The sequence below is a fragment of the Streptomyces sp. CA-179760 genome (assembly GCF_050937045.1).
In the GTDB taxonomy this organism is placed as follows: domain Bacteria; phylum Actinomycetota; class Actinomycetes; order Streptomycetales; family Streptomycetaceae; genus Streptomyces.
Map to the genome: position 1 here is coordinate 2033379 of NZ_JBNJLZ010000001.1, position 16657 is coordinate 2050035.

General features: G+C 71.4%; 13 protein-coding genes and 1 tRNA gene. 8 read left to right on the top strand and 6 right to left on the bottom strand.

Annotation, left to right across the window (positions count from 1 at the left end; genetic code table 11):
* Positions 1–132: 132 nt before the first annotated feature.
* Positions 133–1458, bottom strand: a complete 1326-nt coding sequence (locus ACQEV8_RS09035; RefSeq protein WP_432958839.1) for a M20/M25/M40 family metallo-hydrolase — start codon at positions 1456–1458, stop codon at positions 133–135.
* Between the two features lie 195 nt (positions 1459–1653).
* On the opposite strand from ACQEV8_RS09035, the gene ACQEV8_RS09040 reads away from it, so the two are divergent.
* From ACQEV8_RS09040 to ACQEV8_RS09055, 4 genes are all read left to right on the top strand, one after another.
* Positions 1654–1738: transfer RNA gene (locus ACQEV8_RS09040), tRNA-Leu, on the top strand.
* A gap of 282 nt (positions 1739–2020) precedes the next feature.
* On the top strand, positions 2021–5887 hold the full coding sequence (locus tag ACQEV8_RS09045) for a Pls/PosA family non-ribosomal peptide synthetase (RefSeq protein ID WP_432958841.1): 3867 nt from the start codon (positions 2021–2023) through the stop codon (positions 5885–5887).
* A 73-nt stretch (positions 5888–5960) separates the two neighbouring features.
* Positions 5961–7292: a M1 family metallopeptidase gene (locus ACQEV8_RS09050; RefSeq protein ID WP_432958843.1), complete on the top strand. Its 1332-nt coding sequence runs from the start codon at positions 5961–5963 to the stop codon at positions 7290–7292.
* A 5-nt stretch (positions 7293–7297) separates the two neighbouring features.
* Positions 7298–7672, top strand: a complete 375-nt coding sequence (locus tag ACQEV8_RS09055; protein WP_432958845.1) for a YchJ family protein — start codon at positions 7298–7300, stop codon at positions 7670–7672.
* 13 nt (positions 7673–7685) lie between these two features.
* On the opposite strand, the gene ACQEV8_RS09060 is transcribed toward ACQEV8_RS09055, so the two are convergent.
* Positions 7686–8387: a FadR/GntR family transcriptional regulator gene (locus ACQEV8_RS09060; protein WP_432958846.1), complete on the bottom strand. Its 702-nt coding sequence runs from the start codon at positions 8385–8387 to the stop codon at positions 7686–7688.
* 137 nt (positions 8388–8524) lie between these two features.
* On the opposite strand from ACQEV8_RS09060, the gene ACQEV8_RS09065 reads away from it, so the two are divergent.
* From ACQEV8_RS09065 to ACQEV8_RS09080, 4 genes are all read left to right on the top strand, one after another.
* The gene (locus ACQEV8_RS09065; protein WP_432958847.1) at positions 8525–9043 is read left to right on the top strand and encodes a gluconokinase; all 519 of its coding nucleotides are present in this window, start codon (positions 8525–8527) and stop codon (positions 9041–9043) included.
* Positions 9044–9089: 46 nt separating this feature from the next.
* Positions 9090–10487: a gluconate:H+ symporter gene (locus ACQEV8_RS09070; RefSeq protein WP_432958849.1), complete on the top strand. Its 1398-nt coding sequence runs from the start codon at positions 9090–9092 to the stop codon at positions 10485–10487.
* A gap of 13 nt (positions 10488–10500) precedes the next feature.
* Positions 10501–11265 (top strand): SDR family oxidoreductase, encoded by a 765-nt coding sequence (locus ACQEV8_RS09075; protein ID WP_193480350.1) that lies wholly within the window; start codon positions 10501–10503, stop codon positions 11263–11265.
* Positions 11266–11329: 64 nt separating this feature from the next.
* Positions 11330–12361 carry an L-idonate 5-dehydrogenase gene (locus tag ACQEV8_RS09080; protein WP_432972555.1) on the top strand — a complete coding sequence of 344 codons (1032 nt, stop codon included), beginning with the start codon at positions 11330–11332 and terminating at the stop codon, positions 12359–12361.
* A 75-nt stretch (positions 12362–12436) separates the two neighbouring features.
* On the opposite strand, the gene ACQEV8_RS09085 is transcribed toward ACQEV8_RS09080, so the two are convergent.
* From ACQEV8_RS09085 to ACQEV8_RS09100, 4 genes are all read right to left on the bottom strand, one after another.
* Complete coding sequence (locus ACQEV8_RS09085) at positions 12437–13051, bottom strand: cytochrome b/b6 domain-containing protein (RefSeq protein ID WP_432958851.1); 615 nt, start codon at positions 13049–13051, stop codon at positions 12437–12439.
* The gene (locus ACQEV8_RS09090) at positions 13035–13760 is read right to left on the bottom strand and encodes a molybdopterin-dependent oxidoreductase (protein WP_432972558.1); all 726 of its coding nucleotides are present in this window, start codon (positions 13758–13760) and stop codon (positions 13035–13037) included. The genes ACQEV8_RS09085 and ACQEV8_RS09090 overlap by 17 nt, the downstream gene beginning before the upstream one ends.
* A gap of 156 nt (positions 13761–13916) precedes the next feature.
* Positions 13917–15455, bottom strand: a complete 1539-nt coding sequence (locus ACQEV8_RS09095; protein WP_432958853.1) for an APC family permease — start codon at positions 15453–15455, stop codon at positions 13917–13919.
* A 35-nt stretch (positions 15456–15490) separates the two neighbouring features.
* Positions 15491–16441, bottom strand: coding sequence for a hypothetical protein (locus ACQEV8_RS09100; RefSeq protein ID WP_432958855.1), 951 nt, complete (start codon positions 16439–16441; stop codon positions 15491–15493).
* Between the last annotated feature and the right edge of the window lie 216 nt (positions 16442–16657).

The window sequence follows — 16657 nt, forward strand, 5'->3', positions numbered from 1 at the left end:
AAAGCGACCCATCTTGCGATCGCATTACCTGTAACGAGGAGGGAGTAATGAGGCTACGAGCTTATGGTCACATTCACTCTTCCCAGTCGATTCCGTACGGGCGAGCGAATATCTCCGTATCGGAGGGCCGGTTCAGGACGCGTCGATGAAACGGTCGAGCACCCGCACGCCGAACTTCAGGCCATCCACCGGCACCCGCTCGTCGACGCCGTGGAACATGCCCGCGAAGTCCAGCTCCGGGGGCAGCTTCAGCGGAACGAAGCCGAAGCCCCGGATGCCCAGGTCGTCGAAGGACTTCGCGTCCGTGCCGCCCGAGAGCATGTAGGGGACGGCCTTGGCGGTCGGGTCCTCGGCCAGCAGCGCGGACTGCATCGCCTCCACGAGCGCCCCGTCGAAAGTGGTCTCGACGGCCTTGTCGGCGTGGACGTCCTCGCGCCGCACCTTCGGGCCGAGGATCCGGTCGAGGTCGGCGAGGAACTCCTCCTCGTGCCCGGGCAGGAATCGTCCGTCGACATGGGCGGTCGCCTCGCCCGGGATGACGTTGACCTTGTAGCCGGCACCGAGCTGCGTCGGGTTGGCCGTGTTGCTCAAGGTCGCGCCGATGAGCTTGGCGATGCCGCCGAGCTTCGCGAGGGTCGACTCCATGTCCTCCGGGTCGAGTTCCGTGCCGAACGCGTCGCCGAGCTCGTCGAGGAAGGCGCGGGTCGTCTTGGTGACCCGCACCGGGAACTTGTGCCGCCCCAGCCGCGCGACGGCCTCCGACAGCTCGGTGATCGCGTTGTCCCGGTGGATCATCGACCCGTGCCCGGCCGTGCCGGCCACGGTGAGCTTCATCCAGTGCATGCCCTTCTCGGCCGTCTGGATCAGGTACAGCCGCCGCTGCTCGCTCACGGTGAACGAGAATCCGCCCACCTCGCTGATCGCCTCGGTGACGCCCTCGAACAGGTCGGGGTGGTTGCGCACGAGGTGCTTGGCGCCGTACGTGCCGCCCGCCTCCTCGTCCGCGAGGAACGCGAGGACGATGTCGCGCGGGGGCTTGCGCCCGCTGCGCAGCCGGTCGCGGACGACCGCGAGGGTCATCGCGTCCATGTCCTTCATGTCGACGGCGCCACGGCCCCACACGCAGCCGTCGGCGACCTCGCCGGAGAAGGGGTGGTGGGTCCAGTCGTCCGCGTTGGCCGGTACGACGTCGGTGTGGCCGTGGATGAGGAGCGCGGGCCGGGAGGGGTCCTCGCCCTCGATCCGGGCCACCGTGGAGGCTCGGCCCGGGTGTGACTCGAAGATCTGCGGTTCGAGCCCGACCTCCGCGAGCTTCTCGGCGACGTACTCGGCCGCCTCGCGCTCGCCCGGACCCGAGTGGTCGCCGTAGTTGCTGGTGTCGATCTGGATCAGCTCGCGGCAGAGGTCCACGACCTCGTCCTCGCCGGTGACGCTCCTGGCCGTGTCCGTCTCGCTCACGTGCTTCCTCCCGCTGTCACTGCTGGTGGGTCCCTCTCATCCTCTCCCCAGACGGCCCGGTCCCCAAGACCGCGCCCGGCCCGTCACGCGCCGTTCACACCTCGCCGGGCGCGGGCGGGGGGTGATCGGCCACCCCTGAAAGCCTGGTAATGTTTACGTCGTCGCCGCGGGGAAAACCCACGCGACAGACACCTTGTCCGGGTGGCGGAATGGCAGACGCGCTAGCTTGAGGTGCTAGTGCCCTTTATCGGGCGTGGGGGTTCAAGTCCCCCCTCGGACACAGATCGAAAAGCCCCTCTCGCCGAGGGGCTTTTCGTCGTTTTCCCCGGGGATGCGAGGAATGTGGGCGACATCTCGCCCTGCCGGAAGAAGCCCAGGTGGGAGGGGGCGGCGAAGCGCCGAAGCGGCGTCTCGCGTTTGCCTCCGGGTGGCGGACATGACAGGACGAAGTAACCCGACCACTAGAGTATTGGGCTTGTTCGCGCCGGATCGGAACATCCCCAGGCAGACCTGCGGGTCCGACGGCGCCCCGGACCGTCCGGGTTGGAGACGCGAGGATCCGATGGCCGCCCTGCACGAAAGCCCCGACCTCACGCTGCTGGACCGGGAGTGGAGCACTGGACTCCGCGACGTGGGCCGCTTCTCCGCCGGTCCCGCGGCCTCGCCCCGCACCCTGGTCGACATCCTCGAGGCGTCCGTACGGTCCTATCCCGACGAGCCCGCGCTGGACGACGGCCACCGGCTGCTCAGCTACCGCGCGCTGGCCGTCGAGGTGGAGCACCTGCGGCGGAAGCTGTCCGCCGCGAAGGTCGGGCTCGGGGACCGCGTCGGGGTGCGGGTCCCGTCGGGCACCAACGACCTGTACGTGGCGATCCTCGCCGTGCTGGCCGCCGGTGCCGCGTACGTGCCCGTGGACGCCGAGGACCCCGACGAGCGGGCCGCGCTGGTCTTCGGCGAGGCCGGGGTGCGGGCGGTCATCGGGGCCGGTCACGAGCTGACCGTCGGCGATGCCGCCGGGCATTCCGCCGACCGGCCCGGTGCCGGGCACGACGCGTGGATCATCTTCACCTCCGGCTCCACCGGGAAGCCCAAGGGCGTGGCCGTGAGCCACCGCAGCGCCGCCGCCTTCGTGGACGCGGAGGCCGCGCTGTTCCTGGCCGACGAGCCGATCGGGCCCGGTGACCGGGTCATGGCGGGGCTGTCCGTCGCGTTCGACGCGTCCTGTGAGGAGATGTGGCTGGCGTGGCGGCACGGGGCCTGTCTGGTTCCGGTGCCGCGTTCGCAGGTCAGGAGCGGTGCCGATCTCGGGCCGTGGCTGGTCGAGCAGGAGATCACCGTCGTGTCCACCGTGCCGACACTGGCGGCGCTGTGGGAGCCCGAGACACTCAACGACGTACGCCTGCTGATCTTCGGCGGCGAGGCGTGCCCGCCCGAGCTGGCGCAGCGCCTGGTGACCGAGGGGCGCGAGGTGTGGAACACCTACGGGCCGACCGAGGCGACCGTCGTGGCGTGCGCGTCGCTGATGAGCGGCGAGGAGCCGATCCGGATCGGGCTGCCGCTGGACGGCTGGGAGCTGGCCGTCGTGGACGAGGCCGGGGAGCCCGTGCCGATGGGCGGCAGCGGTCAGCTGGTGATCGGCGGGGTCGGGCTCGCGCGGTATCTCGACGCCGGGAAGGACGCGGAGAAGTACGCGCCGCTTGAGTCGCTGGGCTGGGAGCGGGCGTACCGCAGCGGTGACCTGGTGCGGGCCGAACCGGAGGGGCTGGTCTTCCTCGGACGGGCCGATGAGCAGATCAAGCTCGGCGGGCGCCGTATCGAGCTCGGTGAGGTGGACGCGGCACTTCAGGCGCTGCCCGGGGTGGCCGGGGCCGCCGCCGCGGTGCGGGCGGCCCGCAGCGGCAACCAGCTGCTCGTGGGCTACGTCGTCGTCCAGGACGGCTGGGACCACTCGGCCGCCGTGGAGCGGCTGCGCGCCGAGCTGCCCGCCGCTCTGGTGCCGTTGCTCGCGCCGGTCGAGGAGCTGCCGACCCGTACGTCGGGCAAGGTGGACCGGAACGCGCTGCCCTGGCCGCTGGAGGAGCTGGAGACGGGCGGCCCGGCCGAGGCGCTGTACGGCACCGAGGCCTGGCTCGCCGAGCAGTGGACGGACGTCCTGGGCATTCCGGTGACGTCGGCCTCGGACGACTTCTTCGCGATCGGCGGGGGCAGTCTGGCCGCCGCCCAGCTGACGACGAGACTGCGTACGCGTTATCCGAGCGCCGCCGTCCTGGACATCTACCAGCGGCCCGTCCTGCGGAAGCTGGCCCGGCATCTGGAGGAGTCGGTACAGGACGACAACGCCGAGCGGGTCGTGGCACCGGTGCCGAGGCGTGCCCAACTCGTCCAGCTTGTGCTGCTGGTTCCGCTGTTCACGCTGCTCGGGCTGCGCTGGACCGTGCTGCTCGCCGCGCTCGGGAACGTGCTGCCCGCCTACGCCTGGCTGCCGACCGCGCCCTGGTGGCTCGTCGCGGCCGGTGCCGTGCTGCTCTTCAGCCCGCCCGGGCGCCTGGCGCTCGCCGCGGGCGGGGCCCGGCTGCTGCTGCGGGGTGTGCGGCCGGGCCGGTACCCGCGCGGCGGGAGCGTCCATCTGCGGCTGTGGACGGCCGAGCGGCTGGCCGAGTTCAGCGGGGCGACCTCACTGACCGGCTCCTGGCTGGAACGGTACGCGCGGGCGCTGGGCGCCAAGGTCGGGCAGGACGTGGACCTGCACTCGCTGCCGCCGGTCACCGGCATGCTCAAGCTGGGCCGGGGCGCTGCCGTCGAGTCCGAGGTGGATCTGTCCGGGTACTGGCTGGACGGTGACCGGCTGGAGGTCGGGCCGGTGAAGGTGGGCGCGCACGCCGTCGTCGGCACGCGCAGCCTGCTCTTCCCGGGCGCGCGGGTGGGCAAGCGATCCGAGGTGGCGCCGGGGTCGGCGGTCTCCGGACAGGTTCCCACCGGGCAGCGATGGGCCGGCGCGCCCGCGGTCAAGCTGGGCCGGGCCAAGCGCAACTGGCCGAAGGACCGGCCCGGGCGGGGCGCGTTCTGGCGGGTGATGTACGGCGTGACGGGTTTCGGGCTGACCGCGCTGCCCGTGCTCTCGGCGACTGCGGCGCTGCTGGTCGCGTGGCTGTTCGTCGCTCCGGACGCCGGGCTCGGCACGGCCCTGCGGGGTGCCGCCCTCGCGCTGGTGCCGGCGACGCTCGCGTTCGGGCTGGCGTACGCGATGCTGATCGTGATCGCCGTACGGCTGCTGAGCCTCGGGCTGCGGGAGGGCACGCACGCCACGCACAGCCGGGTGGGCTGGCAGGCCTGGACCGTGACGCAGCTGATGGACCGGTCGCGGGACACGCTGTTCCCGCTGTACGCGGGGCTGGTCACCCCGGTGTGGCTGCGGCTGCTCGGGATGCGGATCGGGCGGCGGGCCGAGGTGTCCACCGTGCTGGCCCTGCCCAGTCTGACCACGGTCGGTGAGGGCGCGTTCCTGGCGGACGACACCCTGACCGCGCCGTACGAGCTCGGCGGCGGCTGGCTGCGGGTCGGGCGGGCGGAGATCGGCCGGCGTGCCTTCCTAGGCAACTCGGGGATGACCGGGCCGGGGCGGAGCGTGCCCGACGGCGGTCTGGTGGGTGTGCTGTCGGCGACGCCGAAGAAGGCCAAGAAGGGCAGCTCGTATCTGGGGCTGCCGCCGGTGAAGCTGCCGCGGGCCGTCTCCGACGGCGAGCAGAGCCGGACGTACGAGCCGCCCGCGCGGCTGCTGTGGGCGCGCGGTCTTGTGGAGCTCTGCCGGATCGTGCCGGTGTTCTGCTCGGCGGCGCTGGCGGTGGGGACGGCGGCGGCGCTGTGCGCGCTCGGGGTGTGGGCTCCCCTGCTGTCCGGTCTTGTGCTGCTCGGGGCGGGCTGTGCGGCGGGGCTCGTGTCGATCGTGGCGAAGTGGCTGCTCGTGGGGCGGCATCGCCGGGCCGAGCACCCCTTGTGGAGCTCCTTCGTGTGGCGCAACGAGCTGGCGGACACCTTCGTCGAGGTGCTGGCCGTGCCGTGGCTGGCCGGTGCGGTGCCGGGGACGCCGCTGCTGTCGGCGTGGCTGCGCGGACTCGGCGCGCACATCGGCAGGGGGGTGTGGGTCGAGAGTTACTGGCTGCCGGAGACGGATCTGGTGACGCTCGGGGACGCGGCGACCGTGAACCGGGGCTGTGTGCTCCAGACGCACCTCTTCCACGACCGGATCTTGCGGACGGATACTGTGGTCCTCCGTGAGGGCGCCACTCTGGGCCCGGGCGGAATCATCCTGCCCGGCAGCGCCGTCGGGGCCCGCGCCACGCTGGGTCCGGCGTCCCTGGTGATGGCCGCGGAGTCCGTGCCCGACGACACGCGCTGGCTGGGCAACCCGATCGAGGCATGGCGTCGCTAGGCACAACCCGCGGGGCCGGGGGCCGACGAGCGGCGGACATCGTACGAGCGCAGTGCAGGGAGCAGACGCAACAGTGGCGGTTCAGCAGTCAGTGGGTCAGGACCCGTATTTCCCGGGCAACGGTGACCTCCGGTACCGGGTGCACCGGTACGAGCTCACGCTGGACTACCGCCCCGCGCCGAACCGGTTGTCGGGAACCGCGCGGATCAACGCCATAGCGGGGCGCGGCCAGCTCACCGAGTTCCAGTTGAACCTCGCGGACTTCCGGGTGGGCCGGGTGAAGGTCGACGGCCGTACGCCGCACTACACGCACCGGGGCGGCAAGCTGCGCGTGCGCCCCGCGAAGCCGGTGCGCGCCGGTGCGGCCTTCACCGTCGAGGTGCAGTGGTCGGGGAACCCCCGGCCGGTGAACAGTCCCTGGGGCGGCCTCGGCTGGGAGGAACTGGAGGACGGGGCGCTGGTGGCGAGCCAGCCGGTCGGGGCACCGTCGTGGTACCCGTGCAACGACCGGCCCGCCGACAAGGCCTCGTACCACATCTCGGTCACGACGCCGTCGGCCTACGCGGTGGTGGCCGGCGGTCGCCTGCTCACCCGCACGACGAAGGCTTCGACGACCACCTGGGTGTACGAGCAGGCGGCGCCGACGTCCAGCTATCTGGTGGGGCTGTCGATCGGGAAGTACCAGACCGTGCTGCTGGGTGACCCGGGCCCGGGCGGGGTTCCGCAGCACGGGCACATCCCGGCGCACCTGCTGCCCCTGTTCGCCCGGGACTTCGCACGGCAGCCCGCGATGATGGAGCTGTTCCAGGAGCTGTTCGGGCCGTACCCGTTCGACGAGTACGCGGTCGTCGTGACCGAGGAGGAGCTCGACGTCCCCGTCGAGGCGCAGGGGTTGTCGCTGTTCGGATCCAACCATGTGGACGGGGAGCGGGGTTCGGAGCGGCTGGTCGCGCACGAGCTGGCGCACCAGTGGTTCGGCAACAGCGTGTCCATCGCCGACTGGCGGCAGATCTGGCTGAACGAGGGGTTCGCGAAGTACGCCGAGTGGCTGTGGTCGGAGCGCTCGGGAGGCCGCAGCGCCCAGCAACTGGCCGCCAGTGCGCACCGGTTGCTGTTCTCGCTGCCTCAGGACCTCCGGCTGGCCGATCCGGGGCGCAAGTCGATGTTCGACGACCGTCTCTACCAGCGGGGCGGGCTCGTCCTGCACGCGGTGCGGTGCGCCCTGGGCGACGACGCGTTCTTCCGCATGCTGCGCGGGTGGGCGGGGCAGCACCGGGGCGGGGCGGTGACGACGGCGACCTTCACCGCGCACGTGGGGCGGTTCACGGACGAGCCGCTGGACGAGCTGTTCGACGCGTGGCTGTACGGGACGACGCTGCCGCCGCTGCCCGGACCAGGAGAATGACTGGCATGACGACCCGTTCCTGCCCGTGCGGACTGCCCGATTCCTACCAGGCGTGCTGCGGGCGCCACCACTCCGGCACCGCCGCCGCGCCGACCGCCGAGGCCCTGATGCGGTCGCGGTACAGCGCCTTCGTGAAGGGGGACGCCGGGTATCTGCTGCGGACCTGGCATCCGCGGACGCGGCCCGGGCGGCTGGACCTCGATCCCGGGATGCGGTGGACGGGCCTGGAGATCCTGGACACGAGTGACGGGTCCGCGTTCCACACCACCGGGACCGTGACGTTCCGGGCCTCGTACCGGGGCGGATCGCTGCACGAGCGGAGTCGCTTCGAGCGGGTCGACGGGGCCTGGGTCTACGTCGACGGAGACATCCTCGACTGAGACCTGCTGAGCGCTAGGGCGCCAGGATGTCGAGTTCCTGGAGGGCGCCGACCGTGATCTCGCGGGTCAGTTCCTCCGCGCGGACCGCGTCGCCCGCGCGGACCGCCTCGGCGACCTGGACGTGCAGGGTGACGGCGGCCGGGTCGGGGTCCTCGAACATCACGTCGTGGTGGGTGCGGCCGGCCAGGACCTCGGCGACGACGTCGCCGAGGCGGGCGAACATCTCGTTGCCGGAGGCGGCCAGGACGGCGCGGTGGAAGGCGACGTCGTGGACGAGGTACTCCTCCAGCTTGTGACCGCGTGAGTTGGCGACCATGCCGAGGGCGCACTCGGTGAGTTCGGCGCACTGCTCGGCGGTGGCGTGCCGGGCGGCGAGACCCGCAGCGACCGGTTCGACCGCCGAGCGCAGCACCGTGAGGGACCGCAGTTGCCGGGGGCGGTCGGCGCCGGCCAGGCGCCAGCGGATGACCTCGGGGTCGTAGACGTTCCACTCGGACTTGGGGAGGACCGTCACGCCGACGCGGCGGCGGGACTCGACGAGGTGCATGGACTCCAGGACGCGGACCGCCTCGCGCATCACGGAGCGCGAGACATCGAAACGCTGGGCCAGCTCGTCCGTGCGCAGCACACTGCCCGGCGGGTACTCGCCCGCCGTGATCTCGGGGCCGAGGGTGTCCAGTACATGGCCGTGCAGCCCTCGACCCGGTGTGCTCATGCACTCAGCGTACGGGGTAGATCACGGAGATAAAAAGTCAGACTTATTTGCCACGGCCTCTTGAATTAGTCGTACCTAATGGGTTTCAGTTGCGTCGACATCACGTGTCGACGAAGACAGCAGACAGTGAGGCAGCGATGAACACCCCCCACGTCGTCGTGGTCATGGGCGTCGCGGGCACCGGCAAGACCACCATCGGTCCCCTGCTCGCGGCCCGGCTCGGCGTTCCCTACGCCGAGGGCGACGACTTCCACCCGCAGGCCAACATCGCCAAGATGTCGGCCGGTACGCCGCTCACCGACGAGGACCGGTGGCCCTGGCTGGACGCCATCGGCGCGTGGGCGCACGGGCGGGCCGGGCTCGGCGGGGTGGTCAGCTGCTCGGCACTGAAGCGGTCGTACCGCGACCGGTTGCGGTACGCCGCACCCGGCGTGGTCTTCGTGCACCTCGCGGGCGACCGCGCGCTGATCGAGGACCGGATGTCGCACCGGCAGGGGCACTTCATGCCCACGGCGCTGCTCGACTCCCAGTTCGCCACGCTCCAGCCGCTGGAGGGTGACGAGGCGGGGGTCCGCGTGGACGTCCTGGGCAGCCCGGAGGAGATCACCGAACGGGCGGCGAGCGCCCTCGAGGATCTCCCCGAGCCCGTCCTGTAGCCCCTCCCTCCCTTCTTACGAGTCCCCTAACCCAAGGACACCCCCCGTGACCAGACTCAGCGTCGAGATGCTGGCAGCGGACGCACCCGAGCCGATCACCACGGCCGGACACGCTCAGCTGGGCATCGCCGTTCTGGCGGGCATCGCCGTCATCGTCCTGCTCATCACCAAGTTCAAGCTGCACGCGTTCCTGGCGCTGACCATCGGGTCGCTGGCGCTCGGCGCGATCGCCGGGGCACCGCTGGACAAGGTCCTCCTCAGTTTCAGCGCCGGCCTCGGCACCACGGTCGCCGGCGTGGGCGTGCTGATCGCCCTCGGCGCGATCCTCGGCAAGATGCTCGCGGACTCCGGAGGCGCCGACCAGATCGTCGACACCATCCTGGAGAAGGCCGGCGGGCGCTCGATGCCCTGGGCGATGGTGCTGATCGCCTCCGTGATCGGGCTGCCGCTCTTCTTCGAGGTCGGCATCGTGCTGCTGATCCCGGTGGTGCTGATGGTCGCCAAGCGCGGCAACTACTCGCTGATGCGCATCGGCATCCCGGCGCTAGCGGGCCTGTCCGTGATGCACGGCCTGGTGCCGCCGCACCCCGGTCCGCTGGTCGCGATCGACGCGGTCGGGGCCGACCTCGGCGTGACGCTGGCGCTCGGTGTCCTGGTCGCCGTTCCCACGGTGATCATCGCCGGTCCGGTGTTCTCGAAGTACGCGGCCCGCTGGGTGGACGTGCCCGCCCCCGAAAACATGATTCCGCAGCGCGCCTCCGAGGACCTGGAGAAGCGTCCCGGCTTCGGCGCCACGCTGTTCACGGTCCTGCTGCCGGTGATCCTCATGCTCGCCAAGGCGCTCGTCGACATCGTCATCGACGATGTCGAGAACCCGGTCCAGCGCGTCTTCGACGTCATCGGCGCCCCGATGATCGCGCTGCTCGCCTCGGTGCTGGTCGGCATCTTCACGCTGCTGCGGCCCGCCGGGTTCTCCAAGGAGCGCGTCTCGCCGCTCGTCGAGAAGAGCCTCATGCCGATCGCGGGCATCCTGCTGATCGTCGGCGCGGGCGGCGGCTTCAAGCAGACGCTGATCGACACCGGCGTGGGCCGGATGGTCCTGGAGGTCTCCGAGGACTGGTCGATCCCGGCTCTGCTGCTGGCCTGGCTGATCGCGGTGGCGATCCGGCTGGCGACCGGTTCGGCGACGGTGGCGACGGTCTCGGCGGCCGGTCTGGTCGCCCCGCTCGCGGCCGACATGTCGACGACGCACGCGGCCCTCCTCGTCCTGGCCATCGGCGCCGGTTCGCTCTTCTTCAGCCATGTGAACGATGCCGGGTTCTGGATGGTGAAGGAGTACTTCGGGCTGAGTGTCGGCCAGAACATCAAGACCTGGTCCGTCATGGAGACGATCATCTCGGTGGTCGCCGGCGGCATCGTCCTGCTGTTGTCCTTGGTGCTCTAGGAGAGGTACGGCCATGACCGCTCACCCCCTGTTCGACATCGGCGGCCGCACCGCCCTGGTGACCGGCTCCAGCCGGGGCATCGGACTCGCCCTCGCCCGTGGCCTGGCGGAAGCCGGCTGCACGGTCGTCCTGAACGGACGCGACAAGGACCGCCTCGCCGAGGCCGCCGCCGGGCTGCCCGGCGACAAGGTGCACACGGCCGCGTTCGACGTGACCGACGGATCCTCCGTGGCGGACGGGATCGCCGAGGTCGAGGAGCGGGTGGGCCCGCTCGACATCCTCGTCAACAACGCGGGCATGCAACTGCGCGCCCCGCTGCTGGAGTTCACCGACTCCGACTGGCACCGGATCCTGGACACCAACCTGACCAGTGCCTTCCTGACCGGCCGTGAGGCCGCTCGCCGGATGACGGAACGCGGCCACGGCAAGATCATCAACATCTGCTCGCTGCAGAGCGAGGTCGTGCGGCCCGGGATCGCGCCGTACGCCGCCACCAAGGGCGCCCTGAAGATGCTCACCAAGGGCATGTGCGCCGACTGGGGCCCGAGCGGAGTGCAGGTCAACGGGCTCGGCCCGGGCTACATCGAAACCGAGCTGACCAAGCCCCTCGTCGACGACGAGGAGTTCAGCGCCTGGGTGCGGCGGCGTACCCCGGCCGGGCGCTGGGGCCGTACGCAGGACCTGGTGGGCGGGGTGCTGTTCCTCGCCTCCCCGGCCGCCGACTTCATCAGCGGGCAGGTGCTGTACGTGGACGGCGGCATGACGAGCGTGCTGTGACATCGCTGTGGCCATTGCTGTGGCCGTCGCTGTGACCATTGCTGTGACGATTCAGGAGGTTTCGATGCTGGGTTGTGTGATTCACGGTCAGGACGACCTCCGGGTCGCGCAGTTGCCGGATCCGGAGCCCGGGCCGGGGCAGGCGCTGGTCGCCGTCCGGTACGGCGGGGTGTGCGGGTCCGATCTGCACTACTGGCGCCACGGCGGCGTCGGGGACTTCCGGCTCAGGGAACCGATGGTGCTCGGGCACGAGGTCGTCGGGACGGTCCTTGAGTACGGGGCCGGTGCCTCGGGTCCGGTTCCGGGTACGGCCGTGGCCGTGCACCCGGCGACCCCGTGCGGGGTGTGCCCGGAGTGCTCGGCCGGGCGGCGGAACGTGTGCCGGGACACCAGCTATCTGGGCAGTGCGGCGCGTTTCCCGCATGTGCAGGGCGGGTTCGCGGCGCAGGTGGTCGTGCCGAGTGAGCAGTTGCGGGCGCTGCCGGACGGTCTGGAGCTGCGCCGGGCCGCGCTCGCCGAGCCGCTGTCCGTCGCGCTGCACGCGGTGCGGCGGGCCGGGGACGTGGCCGGGCGGAATGTTCTGGTGACCGGGGCCGGGCCGATCGGGTGTCTGGTGGTCGCGGCGGCGAAGGCGGCGGGGGCGGCGCGGGTCACTGTGACGGATCTGCTGCCCGAGGCGCTTGAGTATGCCCGGGTCGCCGGTGCGGAGACGGTTGTCCGGGCCGATGACCCGGATGACGCCGGGTGGCCCGATGAGGTCGATGTGGCGATCGAGGCGTCCGGGGTGGCCGCGGGGCTCGACGCGTGTCTGCGGCGGGTGCGGCGGGGTGGGGTTGTCGTGCAGTTGGGGATGTTGCCGCCGGGGCAGAGTCCGTTCGCGGGGAACCTTGTGGTGAGCCGGGAGATCGAGCTGCGCGGGGCGTTCCGGTTCGACACGGAGTTCGATGAGGCGCTGGAATTGCTGGCGGTGGAGTCTTCGTTCGACGGTCTCGTGAGTGCGGTGGTTCCTGTGGGGGAGGCGGAGTCTGCGTTTGCGCTGGCCGCTGATCGGAGTCGGTCCTGCAAGGTGCTGTTGGATTTTGACGTCGCGCCGTAGGGGTTGATGTTGGCGGGGGCTGCGGGTGCGTTGTGGTTGTTCGCGCAGTTCCCCGCGCCCCCTGAAGGCAGCGAGCTACCGGCGCCATAGTGAATGCTGCCGGTCCGCCCAGTCTCTGCTCACCTTGCCCGTGCGCATGCCTCTGCGGGATTCCGGGTCCGCCACAGCCATGCCGATGTGGCCGGCCAGGACGATTCCTATGGTGAGGGCGAGCCAGTCGTGGACGAAGGTCGCGCTGGTGCGCCAGAGCAGGGGGGTGAGGTGGGTGAACCACATCATCAGGCCGGTGGCGAGCATGACGAGGGTGGCTCCGGCGATCCAGGCCGCGTAGACCTTCTGGCCGGCGTTGAACTTGGCGGCCGGCCGGGAGGCGTGCCGTTTGTCGCGGTGCAGGGCGGCGCGCAGCCAGGTGCGGTCGTGCGGGCCGAAGCGGTTGAGCCGGCCGAGGTCGGCGCGGAAGGCCCGGGAGGCGAGGCCTGCCAGGACCGGGAGGGGCAGGGCCAGGCCTGACCACTGGTGCAGGGTGACGACCAGGGCACGGCGGCCGACGAGTTCGGCGAGCTGGGGGACGTAGAGGCAGGCCGCCGTCAGGACGCAGAGGCCCATCAGGGCGGCTGTCGTGCGGTGGATCCAGCGCTCGGCCTGGGTGAAGCGGCTGACCTCGGCCGCGGTGTCAGCTCGTGGGTGCATCGTCGCGTCCGTTCGAGCGGCCCACCCAGGCGTCGACGTCGTAGCCGCGCTCCTCCCAGTAGCCCGGCTCGACGTCGTCGGTGAGGGTGATGCCGGAGAGCCACTTGGCGGACTTGTAGAAGTACATGGGCGCCACATAGAGGCGGACCGGGCCGCCGTGGGAGTGGCCGAGGTCCTTGTCCTGCATGCGCAGGGCGACCAAGACGTCCGCGCGTCGGGCCTGGGTGAGGGTGAGGCTCTCGCTGTAGGTGCCGTCGAAGCAGGTGAAGCGGATCGCCTTCGCGGTGGGGCGTACGCCGGCCGCGTCGAGGAGCCGGGAGAGGCGTACGCCTTCGAACGGTGTGTCCGGGACCCGCCAGCCGGTGACGCACTGGACGTCGCGGACCATGCGGGTCTGCGGGAGGGCCTTCAACGCGTCCAGGGTGTAGGTGGCGGGGCGGTCGACCAGGCCGTCGATCTTGAGGCGGTAGGTGTCGTCGTTCTTGCGCGGGACGGACGAGGCGACCGAGTAGTAGCGGAATCCGCCGCCGTTCGGGAGCAGTCCGGTCAGGCCGGTGGGATCGTTGTCGGCGGCGCCGCCGAGGAAGCCCTCCAGGCCACGCTGCAGCTTGGGCGCGGCGACGACGCCGAGGGCCCCCAGGCCGAGGGTGCCGAGGAAGACGCGGCGGCCGATCGGGGTGCCCCGCTCCTCGGGGTGTCCGTCGTTCACGCCGTCCTGTACGTCCTCGGGCACGCCTCCATTCACATCCTCGTCGTCCCTCTTCGCGTCCGCGTTCACGTTCTCATTCGAGCACCCGCGGCCCCGGCAGGACAGGGATCGCGGGTGCTCGTCAGACTTCCGTAACCACTTCTTACGTCGGCTGCGTCAGGACGACGCCGCCTTGTCCAGCTGGAACGCCTCGTTGCCGAGGCCGATACGGGCGTGCTTCTCGGGAGCGCGGGCGCGCAGCACCAGGCCCAGGACCAGGCCGGCGACGAGAGCGAGGCCGATGACGCCGGGCAGGACCCAGCTCAGCGAGGAGTCCGGGCCGGCGCCGACCAGCACCTCGAAGTCCTTCACGGTGTAGCCGGCGATCACGAGGAGAGCGAGGCCCGACAGCGTGGCGGTGGCCAGCCGCCAGGCCTGGGCGCCGGCGGCGCCGCGGCGGACGAAGAAGACGACGACCGACAGGGATGCCGCCGCCATCAGCACGATCACGCCGAGGGCGCCGATGTTGCCGAGCCAGGTGAACAGCTGCAGGACGGGCGCGGTCGGGTCGCCGACCGGCTTGTCGTCGGCGATCGCGAAGGCGGCCACGACCACCACGGCCGTGACGGTCTGCAGCAGCGAGCCGGTGCCGGGGGCGCCGCTGGTGCCGCTGGTGCGGCCGAAGGCGGCGGGCAGCAGGCCCTCGCGGCCCATGGCGAAGGCGTACCGGGCGACGACGTTGTGGAAGCTGAGCAGGGCGGCGAACATGCCGGTGACGAACAGGACGTGCAGGACGTCGGTGAAGGTGCCGCCGAGGCGGGACTCGGTGAGGAAGAACAGCAGTCCCGCGCTCTGCTTCTGGGACGTGCCGACGATCGCCGAGGGGCCGGTGGCGACGGTGAGGGCCCAGCTGCTCAGCGCGAAGAAGACGGCGACCCCGCCGACGGCGAAGAACATCACGCGCGGCACCAGGACGTGCGGGCGGCTGGTCTCCTCGGCGTAGACGGGGGCCTGCTCGAAGCCGAGGAACGCGGCGATGCAGAAGCACAGCGCGGTGCCGACGCCCGCGCCGGTGAGTGTGTCGGGGTTGAAGGCGTGCAGCGACAGGCCCTCCTTGCCGGGGTCGGCGAGGGCGGCGATGTCGAAGATCACGACGAGCAGCACCTCGATGACCAGCAGCACGCCGAGCACCCGCGCGTTGACGTCGATCTTGAGCCAGCCGAGCAGTCCGACGGCGAGGGCGGCCACCAGGGCCGGTATCCACCAGGCGATCTCCACGTCGGCGTAGGTGGCGAGGAGGCCGGAGACCTCGAAGCCGAAGATGCCGTAGATGCCGATCTGGAGCGCGTTGTAGGCGACGAGGGCGACCAGGGCAGCGCCTGCGCCGGCGGTGCCGCCGAGGCCGCGGGAGATGTACGCGTAGAAGGCGCCCGCGTTGTGGACGTGGCGGCTCATCTCGGCGTAGCCCACGCTGAACAGGACCAGCACGACGCCGAGGACGACGAAGAGCAGCGGCTGGCCGACGATGCCCATCACCGCGAATGTGGTGGGCATGACACCCGCGACCACCATGAGCGGGGCCGTCGCCGCGAGGACGGAGAGCAGCAGTCCCCCGGTGCCGAGGCGGTCGGCGCGCAGGGCGCGCTCCTGCCCCTTGAACGTACTGATGCCGCCGCCTGCGGCGGACGTGCTCGTGCTCGAACTGTCCGTGGTCATCGGGAGAGCGTCCTCACTTCTGGGGATGGCGGGGGTCAGGCCGTGCCGAGCGCGCCGGCGCGGGCGGCGGCGAAGGCGGTGTGCGGGTCGCGGTCCGGGTACGACCAGGGCGCCGGGGTGGCGTACCGGCCGATCCGGTGGAACAGGGCGGCGGCCTCGGCGCCCCGCCCCTCGCAGAACTTGGCGTGGGCGAGGAAGTTCAGGTCGATCAGCCGGCGCGGGTGGCCTTCCAGCTCCCACTCCAGCCACCAGTCGAAGGCGGTCTTCATCACCTGCCGGGCGCGGCGGCCGGCCCAGTGGCCCGAGGCGGCCGGATCGGCCGGCTCGTACCCGGCGGCCGCCAGCACGCGGTAGCGCTCGGCGTGGGCGATGACGGGCAGGATCGCGAGCGGGGAGTCGGCCGGTGCCTGTTCGGCGGCCCAGTTGGCGAAGTCGTAGACCTCGTGCAGCGGGTCCGGGCCGGCCTCGATGCGGCGTGCGGCGAGCCGGGCGACCATCAGGTGGTGGGCGTGGTGGTGGTCGGCGTACCGGCCGCGGACCGCCTCGAAACGCCGGACCACGTCCATGTCGGTGCCGGTCGCGCACTCCAGCATGAGCAGGCCGAGCCAGGGGGTGGGGTCGGCCGGGGCGCGGGCGACGGCGCTCTCGCAGGCCTCGCGGGCGCGGGCCGGCTTGCCCTTGCCGCGCAGCACCCGCCGGACCTCGGCGAGGGCGAGCAGGACGGAGGCGTCGGCGGACTCGGGTTCGGCGAGCAGCCACTCACGGGCCCAGGCAGCGCTGTAGGACTCGGCCGCGAGGACCGTGATCCGGTGGCCGCGGCGGTCCCAGTCGTCCCCGGTGCGGACCAGCAGGGAACGGACGTGCTGCCAGCGGCCCTGCGCCAGCGCGGCGCGCGCGGCCACGAGGTCGGCGTCGTCGAGAGCCTCGTCGAAGGCCTGTGCCGCACGTCTGCGGCCACGGCCGAGGGGAGGCGGGGGTGGGGACACCGCGGAACTTCCTCACGCGCTCTTCTGGTGTTTCGGCTCACGGCGGTCGATGGGGCGCGGGTGTGCGCAATGCCATGAACTGATCACGCACAGCCAACCCCCCGCCAATGGTTGACGTCAAGGGCCGTCTTCGCGTTACACGCGTCAAGTGGCGTTACTCGTGAGGGTTTTGTGATCAACGGGGAGTGGGAGGAGCGTGTGACCGGCATCCGATTT

Bases quoted from the DNA above. Each gene is read 5' to 3' on its own strand.
- ACQEV8_RS09060 (WP_432958846.1), bottom strand. From the start codon at position 8,387: ATGAGCACACCGGGTCGAGGGCTGCACGGCCATGTACTGGACACCCTC.
- ACQEV8_RS09095 (WP_432958853.1), bottom strand. From the start codon at position 15,455: ATGACCACGGACAGTTCGAGCACGAGCACGTCCGCCGCAGGCGGCGGC.
- ACQEV8_RS09065 (WP_432958847.1), top strand. From the start codon at position 8,525: ATGAACACCCCCCACGTCGTCGTGGTCATGGGCGTCGCGGGCACCGGC.
- ACQEV8_RS09085 (WP_432958851.1), bottom strand. From the start codon at position 13,051: ATGCACCCACGAGCTGACACCGCGGCCGAGGTCAGCCGCTTCACCCAG.
- ACQEV8_RS09075 (WP_193480350.1), top strand. From the start codon at position 10,501: ATGACCGCTCACCCCCTGTTCGACATCGGCGGCCGCACCGCCCTGGTG.
- ACQEV8_RS09055 (WP_432958845.1), top strand. From the start codon at position 7,298: ATGACGACCCGTTCCTGCCCGTGCGGACTGCCCGATTCCTACCAGGCG.
- ACQEV8_RS09045 (WP_432958841.1), top strand. From the start codon at position 2,021: ATGGCCGCCCTGCACGAAAGCCCCGACCTCACGCTGCTGGACCGGGAG.
- ACQEV8_RS09080 (WP_432972555.1), top strand. From the start codon at position 11,330: ATGCTGGGTTGTGTGATTCACGGTCAGGACGACCTCCGGGTCGCGCAG.